Raw genomic sequence first — 14,085 nt, forward strand, 5'->3', positions numbered from 1 at the left:
TATGAGTCTTCGTTAGACAGCAGAGATTAAATTAGCTATTACTTGCTATTGTTAAAGACGCAGAATTAAGTGTTGTTGATCAAGTATCAGCAACCGAAGTTTTGCCTGACGACCATAGAGCTTTGGAACCACCTGATCCCATCCCGAACTCAGAAGTGAAACGAAGCATCGCCGATGGTAGTGTGGGAGGTCCCATGTGAGAGTAGGTCATCGTCAGGCTTCTATTAGAAACCCCAGTAGGTCGTCCTACTGGGGTTTTTTATTGTCTGGTGAAAAGGCAAATTTAGAAAAAATATGAAAAAACCTTGGAGATATACGTCTTCAAGGGTTTTTTGTTAATAGTTATAGCTCTGAATTAAACTTGCTACTATCTGACCGTGTTAGTAAGTAAATCAGGTGCCGCTGCTTATTATGTAGGTGTTCACGCTGGCTGTTGTAAGCAACACGCGTAAAACAGAGTTTTTATACCGGCATGGTATTTAGCTTTGCCGGTATTTCTCGAACTCTACGTTGATCTGCTCTTCAGTCATATGTTCCGTATTACTGATCCACTTATCGTGAATCTCTTTCAGCCGCAGATCATGTTCTTTACGAAGCTCCCTTCTTACTTTTGCTGCAATATAGCGCTGTTTTTGCTTATCTGCTTTAAAGTCGAGTGGCGGAACTTCTGTGGGCTTTCCATCCTCACCCATTGCTACCATAGTAAAATAGCAGCTGTTGGTATGGCGCTTCTCGTGAGAGTGAATATCTTCAGCAACGACTTTGACGCCTACTTCCATTGACGTGCGTCCGACGTAGTTTACAGAAGATAAAAAGGTGACGAGTTCGCCAATTTTAATCGGTTGGCGAAAGTTAACTTGGTCTACAGAAAGGGTGACGGCGTAATGGCCGCTATAGCGTGATGCGCAGGTATAAGCGACCTGGTCTAGTAGCTTTAATAGTGCGCCGCCGTGTACGTTACCTGAAAAGTTAGCCATTTCAGGTGTCATTAGCATAGTGAATATTACTGGCTCATTAGTGCCATATTGAATGTCAGACATAAGTTTGCTCCTCTAATGGTGCTATTGTAGACCTAAAGAGAAGCACTGATAATAAAAAAGGCCCCTTAAAAGGAGCCTTTTTATAATCTGCTAAGCTATTAGCCTATTCAGGAGTTGCACACTCACTTGCAGATGGGTTTTCAGCACAACGGATTTTCCAAAGCAGCTTGAGCGCTTTAGGGTCCATTTTACCTTCAGCTTTAAGTGCTAGACGAATGTCACGGCTAAACTTAACTAGCTCTTTTTTAGTCTCTTCGTTAGTTTTGATCCAGTACTTAGCTGGTATTTCTTTTTCGGCATCAGCAACTAGTTTATTGATAGCTTTCAAGCGGCCAACAACGTATTTACGCATTTTGTTACCAAAGTCTGCTGGGAAGTTGTCTTTCTTGGTGATTGTTTGAAGCATGCCGTAATATAGACGGTAGTCAAGAATGCCACCTTTGTCGCCAAGGCCGTGGTATAGCTCAAAAGTGTTGTAAGCTAGTGCTGGCATGAAAAGGATATCAATGTTGCCGTTGTTGAACTGGCCAGAGAACGTTGCCAAAGAAGTGCCTACAGGTGATGCGCCGGCCATGTTAGCAAGCTTGTGAGTCTGTGGGTCTTCATTAAGAACTGAAATCTTCTTGCCGCTGAAGTCTGCAACTGTATTGATGTTCTTATCGTTTACGAACGCGAACATAGAGCCAACAGGCCATGCAGCAACTGCTTCATATTGACCGTTTGTCATGATTTTGCCAGCCTTAGGGCTTGCAAGAGTAGCAAGAATTTTACCAAGACCAGAGTCGGAAGTGATACCGCCAATTGCATCAAGTGTCCCTGCGAAAGGAACAAATTGACGTGATAGGATTGCACTCAAGTGAGCGCCGTCACATACACCAGCTTTGAAGTCGTTAGCAGCAACTTTTTCATCGGTATAAGCGATAAACTCAAGATCTAAACCCCATGCGATAGCTTTTGGCTTTAAATCTGAATAGAAAGTCATTACTGGGCCGTTCTTCCCTACTGGATCCCATGTACAAATTGTTTTCTTTTCTAGCGCTGACGCTAGCGTACTAAAAAGAAAAATTACTGCGGTAAATAGTATTTTCTGTGCCGTCATCTTGACGTATCCCCAATTAAAATTACAAGTTCAAAGCGAAGCGCGAATTTTCGTCTATAATCGCGAGAAGTTCAATGGTCTTTGCTTTATTTGATAGACCAATTCGCAATATCGAGCATATGATAGTTTACTAGGTTGTTTACTCTAGACACTCTATAGGCTCGCTACTCTGTAGAGATATCGAAATAACGTGAATTCTTACTGACTGAGCATTGTTTAACTTAGGTCTTGTCGCTATAGTTAGCGGTTTGATTTAATAAGCTGCAATGTATTGTATTAGCTTAGATAAACTCTTTAGGATATTGATTTAGGAGCACGGCGAATGTCCGATAAAAATAAGCTTGTTATCTTTGATACGACCCTACGAGATGGCGAGCAAAGCCCCGGTGCATCGATGACCAAGGCAGAGAAATTGAGAATTGCTCGTGCACTTGAGAAGATGCGTGTTGATGTTATTGAAGCGGGGTTTGCGATTGCAAGTCCGGGCGACTTTGAGTCGGTTAAATCTATCGCTGATACAATAGTAGATTCTCGAATATGTTCTCTATCCAGGGCATTGGATAAGGATATCGATCGTGCTGCTGAAGCTTTAAGAGGAGCAAATGCGTCGCGTATTCACACCTTTATAGCAACCTCCCCGATCCATATGAAGTATAAGCTTCAAATGGAGCCAGATGCAGTTGTCGAGCAAGCTGTGCGAGCAGTAAAAAGAGCGCGAAGCTATACAGATGATGTCGAGTTTTCATGTGAAGATGCTGGTCGTTCAGAGTTGGATTTTCTTTGTCGTATTATAGAGCAAGCGATTAATGCTGGTGCTTCCACAATAAATATCCCGGATACGGTGGGCTATGCGATTCCCGAGCAGTTTGGTGAAACCATAAAAAACCTTATCGAGCGAATTCCAAATTCAGACAAAGCTATTTTCTCGGTTCATTGTCACAATGATCTCGGCTTAGCTGTTGCAAACTCTTTGTCTGCGGTAACCAATGGTGCACGCCAGATTGAATGTACTATTAACGGATTGGGTGAGCGAGCCGGAAATGCTTCTTTGGAAGAGGTTGTAATGGCAGTTCGTACACGATCTGACTTGTTTGACCTATCGACAAATATCGACTCTACACAGATCGTGCCTTGCTCGCGGTTAGTGTCGACGATTACCGGCTTCCCGGTTCAGCCAAATAAAGCAATTGTTGGTGCAAATGCGTTTGCGCATGAGTCTGGCATTCACCAGGATGGTATATTGAAGCATCGAGAAACTTACGAAATTATGAAGGCTCAAGATGTTGGCTGGCATACTAATAGTCTGGTTCTAGGTAAACACTCTGGCAGAAATGCATTTCGTTCCAGAATAGAAGAGCTTGGAATTTCATTGGAGTCTGAGACTGAGTTAAATCAGGCGTTTGCAGCATTTAAAGAATTGGCAGATAAAAAACACGAGATATTTGATGAGGATCTGCATGCATTGGTAAGTTCGACTAAATCTCTAGATCAGGTCGATCTCTATTCCTTGGTTTGTTTGTCAGTGTGTTCCGAGACAGGTGTTGTGCCTGTCTCAAAGGTTACTTTGCTCGTCGATGGAGAGGAAAAGTCTGCTGAGTCAGACGGTAGTGGCCCGGTTGATGCAACCTATAAGGCAATCGAGAAGATAGTTAACTCGGGTGCTGCGCAGCAATTATATTCTGTAAATAGCATCACAAGTGGAACCGACTCTCAAGGGGAGGTAACGGTTCGGCTAGAGAAAGACGGGCGTATTGTAAATGGTTTAGGTGCAGATACCGATATTGTCATTGCTTCTACAAAGGCTTATTTGCATGCGCTTAATTTACTTGAACGTCACGATCCACGGCAGCACCCGCAAGGCGATGTATAAGTAGTATGTTGGCGCTATCCGATAGGCAGTCGCACCTCTGTGCGATGGGGGTTCACCAGTGGTATGCCCGAACAAAGCTTTCCGGAGCTGCGCTGACGCCTGAAACGGTCCTCTTTCAGCCCGCGATAACAGATTTTGGTGAGTCAGAGTTAAAGCATGCTCCGCAGGATTCAGTTGCGCCAGAGCGCAATGTTACTGAGAGTTTGGCTGCAGTAGAGAGAGCTCACTCTGCCATGGATATTCTTAAAGCGGGTGGGCTTCGTCCTAACGGTGCTGAGGAACCGGTTCAAGAGAGTCTTGAGTCGCGAGCACCTGTAGGAAGACAGCAGTCAGATTCTGAAGGTGTTGATATTAGTGCTTTGCCTTCATTATCTGGTGATCGCGCCTTAGATAGTTTTTCTCTGGTTCTATATAGAACCAGTCATGGTTTGATAATTTCTGAGTCTTTGGAACCGGCAAGTCATCCAGTAGAGCTGACTCTGCTAAAAAATATAATTAAATCAAAAGCAGGCATGCATGACCTGCATGATAAGCCAGAATTCCAACAGCTGTTCAGTTGGCCGGTGTTCCGCTCTCTTAACTTGCAAAGTAAGCAAGGGGGGGATTTACCTGTTCTGCTGGCAAGTTGGATCAACTCCCATTGTGCTGAAGATGTAAAGAGTGTTCTGTATTTTGGGGCGGCGTATCCGCAGCTGAAGAAATTCTACGCCGAGCTAGTTTCATCCAGACCCGCTCTTAGCTTTAACGTTTTTAGTCATTCCCTGGCCGACATGCTTCGTTTCCCGCAGCGCAAGTCAGACACCTGGGTAGAATTGTGTGCTTACTTTGGTGAGTAAGTTGACTTCAATTTCCTTTCGAGACTTATGTAAAGCAGATTTAGACGCGGTCTTAAATATTGAAAGACGAGCCTACCCTTTACCCTGGAGTCAAAAAATGCTCGAGACCTCTCTAGGCAAAGATGACTGTTTTGGCGTAGAGCGGGCAGGGGTGCTTATTGGTTATGCTTTTGTTTCATATGTATTGGATGAAGCGCACTTGCTGAATATATGCATTGATCCTGCATATGCGAGAAAAGGCTTTGGTCGAAAGCTTCTTCAATACACGGTATCTAAAGCGATACAGAAGCAAGCAAATGTATTTTTTCTTGAGGTCAGAGAGTCGAATCGCCAGGCAATCGACTTATATTTCTCTGAAGGATTTAATGAGGTTGGTGTGAGACCAAATTATTATCCTGCTGCTCAAGGAAAAGAAAATGCCGTATTAATGACACTAGAGTTATCGGTCGACCTTCAAGTCTAAATTTTTCTCTTGCTGCGAAAAAATACTCAGACGTTTATAATCACAGAAATTTTTATTAAGGCTGGTTTTCGGACTGGCATGCCGAAATCTTAAGGTAAGTATTCTTAATGTCACAAATAACAGATGAAATCTCCACGCGTAGAACCTTTGCGATTATTTCTCACCCTGATGCGGGTAAGACCACCATTACTGAAAAAGTCCTGTTATTTGGCGCGGCGATTCAAAAAGCCGGTACCGTGAAAGGGAAGAAAAGCGGTCAGCATGCAAAGTCTGATTGGATGGAAATGGAAAAGGAGCGTGGTATCTCGGTAACGACCTCGGTGATGCAGTTTCCATTTAATAAATGTCTGGTTAATTTGCTTGATACGCCGGGGCACGAAGATTTCTCGGAAGATACTTATCGAACCTTAACTGCGGTTGACTCTAGTTTGATGGTGATTGATTCAGCCAAAGGTGTAGAGGAACGTACAATCAAATTAATGGAGGTTACGCGTCTTCGTGACACGCCTATTGTAACCTTTATGAATAAGCTCGATAGGGATATTAGAGATCCGATAGAGTTAATGGACGAAGTGGAAGACGTTCTAAAGATTGCGTGTGCACCAATCACCTGGCCTATTGGCATGGGTAAAGAGTTTAAAGGTGTTTATCACTTATATAAGGATGAGACAGTCCTTTATCAGACGGGGCAAGGTCATCAGATTCAGGATTCAAGAGTAATAAAAGGTCTCGATAATCCAGAGCTGGAAGAGGCGATTGGGCATTATGCAGAAGAACTTAGAGATGAAATTGAATTAGTTAAAGGTGCATCGCACGAGTTTGATCATGAGCTATTTTTAGCAGGCGAACTGACGCCGGTGTACTTCGGTACCGCTCTGGGTAATTTTGGTGTAGACCATATGCTTGAAGGCTTAACTGAGTGGGCGCCTGCGCCGCAATCACGAGCGACGAATGTGCGCCAGGTTGAGGCCGAAGAAGAAAAGTTCACAGGCTTCGTTTTTAAAATTCAGGCAAATATGGACCCAATGCATCGAGACAGAATCGCATTTATGCGCATTTGTTCGGGAAAGTATAAGAAAGGAATGAAGTTAAAGCATGTTCGCACAGGTAAAGATGTGCGTGTTTCAGATGCGGTGACCTTTATGGCAGGTGACCGAGAACATGCAGATGAGGCTTATGCAGGCGATATTATTGGTTTGCATAATCACGGGACGATTCAGATAGGTGATACCTTTACTGAGGGTGAGCAGCTTAAGTTTGCGGGCATTCCAAACTTTGCGCCTGAGCTTTTTAGACGAATTCGTTTGAAAGATCCTCTGAAGATGAAGCAGCTTAACAAAGGCTTGATTCAATTGTCTGAAGAAGGCGCTGTTCAGGTGTTTCGTCCGCTGAAGTCAAATGACTTGATAGTTGGTGCCGTCGGGGTGCTTCAGTTCGATGTCGTAGTGCATCGATTAAAGGCTGAATATAAGGTCGATGCTATGTATGAGCCGATCAGCGTTGCGACGGCGCGCTGGGTGTCGTGTGATGACCCGGTCAAACTAGAGGCGTTTAGAAAGAAATGCTTTGATAATTTAGCTTTGGATGGGGGGGATAACTTGAGTTATATCGCGCCAACGATGGTGAATTTACAGTTATCTGAAGAGCGCTACCCTGAAGTGCAGTTTAGAAAGACGCGAGAGCACTAATTGCAGAATGAGGTGATAGGTCCGGAGCTTTACGATACTCATTGTCATTTAGATTTTGTTGAGTTTGAGGGGCGGCAAGAAGCCCTGCTTGAAAGTTGTCGCCGGGCAAGTGTAACAAAGTTGATTATCCCATCGATTGATCGTGGATCATGGGAGGGGGTGCAAGGCTTATCGCTTGGCCATCCTCAGCTAAGTTATGCCTTAGGGTTGCATCCTCTTTTTATAGCTAGGCATTCTTTAGGCGATATTAGCAGGCTTGATGCGTGCTTATCCCAGCGGCCTGAGGGGCTGGTTGCTGTTGGCGAGATAGGGCTTGATGTAACGGCAGCAGATATGGCTCTGCAGTACAGCTTGTTTGAGGCGCAGTTGGCGCTTGCAAGTGATCATGGTTTGCCCGTTATCATGCATGCTCGAAAAACGCATTCCCAGATACTGTCCGCATTAAAGAAGTTTCCAGGGAAGGGGGTGATTCATGCCTTCTCCGGAGGCAAGGACTTGCTCGATCAGTATGTCGCCAAAGGGATAAGCATCGGTGTAGGTTGCGTTATTACTTGGCCAAGTGCCACGCGAACCCGATCCGCTGTTGCGACAGCCCCTTTGGGTAGTTTGTTGTTGGAGACGGATAGCCCGGATATGAGAGTTTCCGGGTTGAGGCGAGAGTTTGGTTGTCCTTCGGATATTCGTCAGGTTTTTTCGGCGCTATGTAATATTCGCTCTGAAAGCCCTGAAATCTTGGCTGCAGCCTTGAGAGATAATGCCGAAGAAATTTTTTATGCGGGGCAATGAAAGAAAAACTAAATTAGTTCTGGATTAATTGTGTTTAATTATATTATACTGCGCGCCCTAAAATTATCGGTGTAGCTTTGCGAGTACAGCCCCGTCTCAATATGTGAAACCGCGATAATTCGTGACATCCGAATGGCGAAATTGCCATCGAACTTGGATTTTGTAAAGGCTCATTGGAGCTAAAGGCGGAATAAATGAAAACGTTAAGTGCAAAGCCAGAAAGCGTAAAGCGTGACTGGTATGTAGTAGATGCTACAGGCAAAACACTTGGTCGCTTATCAAGTGAAATTGCGAGCCGTTTAAGGGGCAAGCATAAGCCAGAATACACACCTCATGTTGATACAGGTGATTACATTGTTGTTGTTAATGCAGAGAAAGTTGCAGTAACAGGTAACAAGGCTAAAGATAAGATTTATCACAGACATACTGGTTATATCGGTGGTCTTAAGTCGATTTCTTTCGAAAAATTGATCGATAAAGCTCCTGAGCGTGCTATTCAAGGTGCGGTTAAAGGCATGTTGCCACGCGGACCTCTAGGTCGTGAAATGTTCAGAAAGCTAAAAGTGTATGCTGGTGATGTTCATCCTCATACTGCACAACAACCGCAAGTTTTAGATATTTAACGGAAGGCGATTATGTCAACTACATATAATTATGGAACTGGTCGTCGTAAAACTTCTGCGGCGCGCGTATTTCTAAAATCTGGTGGCGGTAATATTGAGATCAATGGCCGTGCACTAGATCAGTTTTTTGGTCGTAAGACTGCTCAGATGGTTGTTCGTCAGCCTCTAGAGTTGGTAGAGATGGCCGATAAGCTTGATGTAAAAATCACTGTAAAAGGTGGTGGTACAACTGGTCAAGCTGGTGCGATTCGTCACGGTATTGCTCGTGCTCTAATGGAGTATGACGAAACGTTGCGTCCAGCACTGCGTGAAGCAGGTTGGGTTACTCGTGATGCGCGTGCAGTAGAGCGTAAGAAGGTTGGTCTACGCAAAGCGCGTAAGAAGCCTCAGTTCTCAAAGCGTTAATACGCCTTATTCAAGAAACGCTTGTCGGTTATGCTGGCAGGCGTTTTTTTTTATGTTAATCCTTATTTTTATTAGGGATATTGTAGCGAAAGTTGTTGAAGCGGCAGGTCAATTTAATTACTATCTGTGGGTTTTGAAGTGCGCGGTCTAAAATTTTAGTCTAGTGTCGATAAGATAAAGTGATTGGGCGTTATTTACGCAGGTATAAGTTACTTATACTGGGGTAGATGTTGCTGGGTCATCATAACTAAACTACTACGTAAATATTGGTACGTAGTTAATATTGGGAGATGCCTATATGAGTGATGGCGACGTTAATGCTGGCCGACGCCGATTTTTAATCGGTGCTACCTCCGTTGTTGGTGGGGTAGGGGCAATTGGAGCAGCGGTTCCGTTTGTTGCGTCTTGGAATCCAAGTGCAAAAGCAAAAGCTGCCGGTGCGCCAGTTAAAGCAAGCATTGGAAAGTTGGAGCCAGGTCAGAGAATGACTGTTGAGTGGCGAGGTAAACCTGTTTGGGTTATTCGTCGAACTCAAGAGATGCTTGATAATATTGAAAAGCTGTCTGATGAGTTGCGAGACCCTCAGTCTGAGTTACCTCAGCAGCCTGAATATATTAAAGGGGTGTTTAGATCTTCGCGCCCTGAGTATGCAGTCATTGTTGGTATCTGTACTCACCTAGGTTGTTCTCCACAATTCGTGCCAGAAGTGAAGCCTCAAGAATTTGATGCTAACTGGGTAGGTGGCTTTTTCTGTCCTTGTCACGGTTCTCGTTTTGATTTGGCAGGTCGAGTCTATAAAGGGGTTCCAGCACCTAAGAACTTGGAAATTCCTCCTTATAAGTACCTGGATGATGCAACGGTAGTTATTGGTGTTGATGAGGAGCAGGCATAATGCAAAAGCTAATTAACTGGATTGACGAGCGCCTCCCTGTTGTTGAAGCATTCGAAAATCACATGAGTAAATACTACGCGCCAAAGAACTTTAATGTTTGGTATATTTTTGGTGTGCTTTCAATGGTTGTTTTGGTTAACCAGCTTCTTACTGGTATTTGGTTGACTATGAGCTACAACCCAAGTGCTGAAGGTGCGTTTGCATCGGTTGAGTACATTATGCGTGATGTTGAATATGGCTGGTTGCTGCGTTACTTGCACTCCACCGGCGCTTCAGCATTCTTTGTTGTGGTTTATCTGCATATGTTCCGTGGCTTAATGTATGGTTCATATAAGAAGCCTAGAGAACTTATCTGGATCTTCGGTATGACGATCTATTTAGCTTTGATGGCTGAAGCATTTATGGGTTATTTGTTACCGTGGGGCCAGATGTCTTACTGGGGTGCTCAGGTTATCGTAAACCTATTTGGCGCGATCCCTTACATTGGTGAGGATTTGTCCTTGTGGATTCGTGGTGATTACCTGATTTCAGGTATCACGCTAAACCGCTTCTTTGCTTTGCATGTCGTGGCATTGCCTATCGTTATTTTGGCATTGGTTGTTCTGCATGTATTAGCTTTACATACTGTGGGTTCGAATAACCCAGATGGTATCGAAATAAAGCAGAATAAAGACGAAAACGGTATTCCAAAAGACGGTATTCCTTTCCATCCTTTCTATAGTGTGCACGATATTGTCGGTATTGTTGTTTTCTTGTTTGTATTCTGTGGTGTTGTCTTCTTCTTCCCTGAGATGGGTGGTTACTTTATCGAGAAGCCAAACTTTGAACCAGCAAACCCGCTGAAAACGCCTGATCATATTGCTCCTGTTTGGTACTTTACTCCATTCTACGCAATGCTTCGTGCTGTACCTGATGCATTCTTGGGTGTGGTTGTGATGGGTGCTGCAATAGCAATTCTGTTTGTCTTGCCTTGGCTGGACAAGAGCCCTGTTAAGTCTATTCGTTATAAAGGCTGGATCAGTAAAGTTGCGCTAGCGTTGTTAGTCGTATCATTTTCTATACTCGGTTATTTAGGTGTTGTTGTTGCGACGCCTGAAAGAACGCTATGGGCGCAGATTTTGACTGCTGTGTATTTTGCCTACTTTTTATTAATGCCTTGGTATACAAAGATTGAAAAAACCAAGCCAGTTCCAGAGAGGGTGACAGGATAATGAAACATTTATTAATTGCGGTTTTCTGTTCTGTTATTTCTTTAGGTGCTTTTGCTGCAGGTGGACCTGCAGCGCCTATGGATCACATCAAAACAGACATTTCAGATAATGAGTCTTTACAGAATGGTTTATCTTTATTTGTGAACTACTGTTTTGCTTGCCACTCAATGAAGTACGCTCGTTATGAGCGTGCCGCTGATGATTTAGGAATTCCTCATGATATTTTTGAAGAAAATATTCTCGTAGGTGATACCAAGATCGGCCAGTTAATGGAAATTTCCATGGCTGAAGATCAGGCAAAGGTTTGGTTTGGTAGTGCTCCGCCTGATTTGACTTTGAGTGCTCGTTTGCGTGGTCCTGATTGGATATATAACTACTTGCGTGGATTTTACGCCGATTCAAAGCGCCCTTATGGTGTGAATAACGTAATTTTCAAAGATGTGGGTATGCCGCACGTACTAGCTGGTTTGCAGGGTGTTTGTGCTGTCGCGCCAGAGTTAGGTGTTGAGCCTGTTGTTGATCCATTAAGCGGAAATATTGTTAAGAGTAGTGGTTGTTCTGAATATGCGACAGAAGGAAGCTTGAGTCCTGCTGAATATGACGAAGCGATCTATGATCTGGTTAACTTTTTAGAATATGTTGGTGAGCCTTCTAGGCTTGAAAGTGAGGCACTTGGCCGAAATGTTCTTATATTCCTAGCGTTTTTGTTTGTTTTTGCATACTTCTTGAACAAAGAGTATTGGAGAGATATTCACTAGTTAGCTAGAAAGAAGAATAAAAGCCGTCCATGTGTAGGCATGGAGGGCTTTTTTTGTTTCTATCCAAGAGAATTTTCACGACTGGCTTGTAAATCGTGTATAATTCTGCCCAAATTTAAAACTGTGCTATCAGTGCAGTAAATCTGATTTAAAGGTTGAGGTAAGTATATGGGTGTTGTGACCAAACGTTCGTCCATGACGTTTTTTTCTGATGGTGAGAGCCATTACAGTCACCGGGTAAGAATAGTCTTAGCGGAAAAAGGTGTCGCAGTTGACGTTGTTAACGTTGACCCAGATAACAAGCCTGCTGAGCTTTCTGATCATAATCCATACAATGACTTGCCTACTTTGGTTGACCGCGACTTAGTACTTTATGAGTCGGATATTATGATGGAGTACTTGGATGAGCGCTTTCCGCACCCTCCTTTGTTGCCAGTATATCCGGTTGCTCGAGCGCAAAGCCGCTTGATGATGTACCGAATCCGTAAAGATTGGAGTCGTCTGGCTGATGCAATTCTTGCTGATCCGCATGCTGCGAAGGCGAATGAGTATCGTAAGGAATTAAAAGAAAGCCTGATTGCTACAGCGCCGATTTTTTCAGAAATGCCTTACTTCATGAGTGAAGAGTTTACCATTGTCGATTGCTGTGTTTCTGCCTTGTTGTGGCGTTTACCGGTAATGGGAATTGAGTTAGATGATGTCCAGGCAAAACCGATTTCGAAGTATATGGATCGTATATTTCAGCGTGAGTCCTTTCAAGCTAGCTTGTCTGAACTAGAAAAAGAAATGCGACACTAAGTCGCTAAATAATGAGTAAAGGGGTGAGCGGAATGACTCCAAGTCGGCCATATCTGGTTCGAGCACTAAATGATTGGATTTTGGATAACGACATGACGCCGTATATCGTCGTTGATGCCGGTATCCAGGGTGTAAGTGTCCCAGAAGACTATGTCACGAATGGGCAAATTATACTCAATATTAGTCCTGGTGCGGTTAATGAGCTGTTAATTGATGGAGAGGCTATTAGTTTTCGAGCGCGTTTTGGTGGCGTTCCGATGCAGGTCTACGTTCCTATCGTAGCTATTATGGCGATTTACTCAAAAGAAAATGGACAGGGTATGGTGTTCGGGGCTGAGCCTGGTGCACCAGAGCCGCCGAGTCCGAATGACCCACAAGATGAAGGGAAGAAAGCGGCAGAACACCTGCCTCATAAGCCTTCTCTAAAGATAGTTAAATAAAGAGAAAGCCTGTTCTAGGCTTTCTTAACTAAAATGCGCCACCAAAAAGTTGATTTTCGATTTGGTGGCACATGGCATTAACTGCCATAAGTTGAGCTTCCATCGCTCGCGCTACCGAATTGGTGTTTAGCTGGATTTCAACATCCTGTCCCTGCTTTATCGCAGAAATTTTCCCATCTTTATGACCGATAAGTGTGATTACCTTGATGTCCTTTTCGTGCGCGGTTTGAATTGCTTGAACAATATTGCTGCAGTTGCCATCGATAGATAGTGCAATCAGGGTGTCTCCTTCGAAACCAATGGCTCTAATTTGCTTGGCATAGCTAAGGTTGTAATTGCCGTCCTTCGCAATAGCAGAAATAGTTGTGGAATCGATAGAAATATTGATCGCAGGAAGGCTTGGGCGTTCGAATTCCTGTTGGTTCATTAAGCAGGTTGTTAAAAGGCTTGCGATTGGTCCAGATAGACCGTTCCCGCAAATAATCAGTTTTTTATCGCTCAGAAGTGTCTGTGTAATTAGGTCGCAAGCTTGCTCCAGGTTTTCACTAAGTGCTTCAAGGTTTGCTGCGGCAGAATCAACAGCTTCACATAGGTAGTTTGATAGTGGTGATAGTTCGGACATTTCTAGTTAACCGTTTTAGGTGATTTAGGTAATAAACTGAGCTCAATAAGATGCATCGAATGCAGCTTTGTGCCAATGAATTTGCTCGGATAAGCTGTTCTCTTTCTGGCTGATAGATATAACATCAAATCGGCATGGCATATTCCATAGCTTTTTGTGAGAAAGGAATATGCTTGCAGTCTTAATAATCTTCTTTTGCTTGTGTGGGGTCACGGTTTCAGCTGCGATGCCATAGTTATTTCTTGCTCGATATCTGACTTCAATAAAGACTAGGGTATTCTTATCTCCCATAATTAAATCAATCTCACCAAACTTGGACCGATAATTGTTCGTTATGCTTTTCAGTCCTTGGGTGCGAAGGTATTTCTCGGCGATCTGCTCATAAGCAAGTCCTTTGCTAAGCATTTCCTTACTCCTTAATGGTAACTGCCTTTCCTTTTCTAAATTTTGCCCATTCTAATTGGCGATTAATAATGCCCTGCTCATCCATTGATAGCATGCCGGTGTGGCCTTGCATCTGGCTGCCTCGAACTTCGTGCAATAGCTGTAGTCTT

At 43.7% G+C, this 14,085-nt stretch carries 17 protein-coding genes and 1 rRNA gene; 13 read left to right on the forward strand and 5 right to left on the reverse strand.

The window, feature by feature from the left end; all coding sequences use genetic code 11:
• Positions 1-104: 104 nt before the first annotated feature.
• Positions 105-219 (forward strand): 5S ribosomal RNA (gene rrf / locus A3735_RS06485).
• A 260-nt stretch (positions 220-479) separates the two neighbouring features.
• On the opposite strand, the gene A3735_RS06490 is transcribed toward rrf, so the two are convergent.
• Both A3735_RS06490 and A3735_RS06495 read right to left on the reverse strand, forming a co-directional pair.
• Entirely contained in the window at positions 480-1,040 is a 561-nt protein-coding gene (locus tag A3735_RS06490; RefSeq protein WP_197470060.1) for an acyl-CoA thioesterase, read from the reverse strand.
• A gap of 103 nt (positions 1,041-1,143) precedes the next feature.
• On the reverse strand, positions 1,144-2,139 hold the full coding sequence (locus tag A3735_RS06495) for a putative solute-binding protein (protein ID WP_068516429.1): 996 nt from the start codon (positions 2,137-2,139) through the stop codon (positions 1,144-1,146).
• Positions 2,140-2,461: 322 nt separating this feature from the next.
• Here A3735_RS06495 and A3735_RS06500 point away from each other — a divergent pair, with 322 nt between their 5' ends.
• From A3735_RS06500 to A3735_RS06555, 12 genes are all read left to right on the forward strand, one after another.
• Entirely contained in the window at positions 2,462-4,009 is a 1,548-nt protein-coding gene (locus A3735_RS06500) for a 2-isopropylmalate synthase (protein WP_068516426.1), read from the forward strand.
• 5 nt (positions 4,010-4,014) lie between these two features.
• Positions 4,015-4,845, forward strand: coding sequence for a hypothetical protein (locus tag A3735_RS06505; protein WP_068516424.1), 831 nt, complete (start codon positions 4,015-4,017; stop codon positions 4,843-4,845).
• 1 nt (position 4,846) lies between these two features.
• Entirely contained in the window at positions 4,847-5,308 is a 462-nt protein-coding gene (rimI, locus tag A3735_RS06510) for a ribosomal protein S18-alanine N-acetyltransferase (RefSeq protein ID WP_082880447.1), read from the forward strand.
• Between the two features lie 107 nt (positions 5,309-5,415).
• Positions 5,416-6,996 (forward strand): peptide chain release factor 3, encoded by a 1,581-nt coding sequence (gene prfC / locus A3735_RS06515; protein WP_068516418.1) that lies wholly within the window; start codon positions 5,416-5,418, stop codon positions 6,994-6,996.
• Positions 6,997-7,782, forward strand: a complete 786-nt coding sequence (locus tag A3735_RS06520) for a TatD family hydrolase (protein WP_082880417.1) — start codon at positions 6,997-6,999, stop codon at positions 7,780-7,782.
• 194 nt (positions 7,783-7,976) lie between these two features.
• Positions 7,977-8,405: a 50S ribosomal protein L13 gene (gene rplM, locus A3735_RS06525; protein ID WP_068516415.1), complete on the forward strand. Its 429-nt coding sequence runs from the start codon at positions 7,977-7,979 to the stop codon at positions 8,403-8,405.
• Between the two features lie 12 nt (positions 8,406-8,417).
• A complete protein-coding gene (rpsI, locus tag A3735_RS06530; RefSeq protein ID WP_068507251.1) occupies positions 8,418-8,810 on the forward strand; it encodes a 30S ribosomal protein S9 in 393 nt (130 codons plus the stop codon).
• Positions 8,811-9,108: 298 nt separating this feature from the next.
• Positions 9,109-9,702 carry a ubiquinol-cytochrome c reductase iron-sulfur subunit gene (gene petA, locus A3735_RS06535; protein ID WP_068516412.1) on the forward strand — a complete coding sequence of 198 codons (594 nt, stop codon included), beginning with the start codon at positions 9,109-9,111 and terminating at the stop codon, positions 9,700-9,702.
• Complete coding sequence (locus A3735_RS06540) at positions 9,702-10,913, forward strand: cytochrome bc complex cytochrome b subunit (RefSeq protein ID WP_068516409.1); 1,212 nt, start codon at positions 9,702-9,704, stop codon at positions 10,911-10,913. Before petA ends, A3735_RS06540 begins: the two co-directional genes overlap by 1 nt.
• Complete coding sequence (locus A3735_RS06545) at positions 10,913-11,671, forward strand: cytochrome c1 (RefSeq protein ID WP_068516405.1); 759 nt, start codon at positions 10,913-10,915, stop codon at positions 11,669-11,671. Before A3735_RS06540 ends, A3735_RS06545 begins: the two co-directional genes overlap by 1 nt.
• A 168-nt stretch (positions 11,672-11,839) precedes the next feature.
• Positions 11,840-12,469: a glutathione S-transferase N-terminal domain-containing protein gene (locus A3735_RS06550; protein ID WP_068516402.1), complete on the forward strand. Its 630-nt coding sequence runs from the start codon at positions 11,840-11,842 to the stop codon at positions 12,467-12,469.
• Positions 12,470-12,501: 32 nt separating this feature from the next.
• Complete coding sequence (locus A3735_RS06555) at positions 12,502-12,909, forward strand: ClpXP protease specificity-enhancing factor (RefSeq protein ID WP_156490427.1); 408 nt, start codon at positions 12,502-12,504, stop codon at positions 12,907-12,909.
• Positions 12,910-12,937: 28 nt separating this feature from the next.
• Here the strand turns inward: A3735_RS06555 and A3735_RS06560 are convergent, their stop codons facing one another.
• The 3 genes from A3735_RS06560 to A3735_RS32485 are packed head-to-tail and all read right to left on the reverse strand — an operon-like array spanning position 12,938 to position 14,072.
• Positions 12,938-13,531, reverse strand: coding sequence for an SIS domain-containing protein (locus tag A3735_RS06560; RefSeq protein WP_068516397.1), 594 nt, complete (start codon positions 13,529-13,531; stop codon positions 12,938-12,940).
• Between the two features lie 42 nt (positions 13,532-13,573).
• Positions 13,574-13,936: a YraN family protein gene (locus tag A3735_RS06565; protein WP_068507997.1), complete on the reverse strand. Its 363-nt coding sequence runs from the start codon at positions 13,934-13,936 to the stop codon at positions 13,574-13,576.
• A gap of 4 nt (positions 13,937-13,940) precedes the next feature.
• On the reverse strand, positions 13,941-14,072 hold the full coding sequence (locus A3735_RS32485; RefSeq protein WP_369820511.1) for a penicillin-binding protein activator: 132 nt from the start codon (positions 14,070-14,072) through the stop codon (positions 13,941-13,943).
• Positions 14,073-14,085 lie beyond the last annotated feature (13 nt).

The sequence above is a fragment of the Oleiphilus sp. HI0061 genome, from assembly GCF_001635675.1.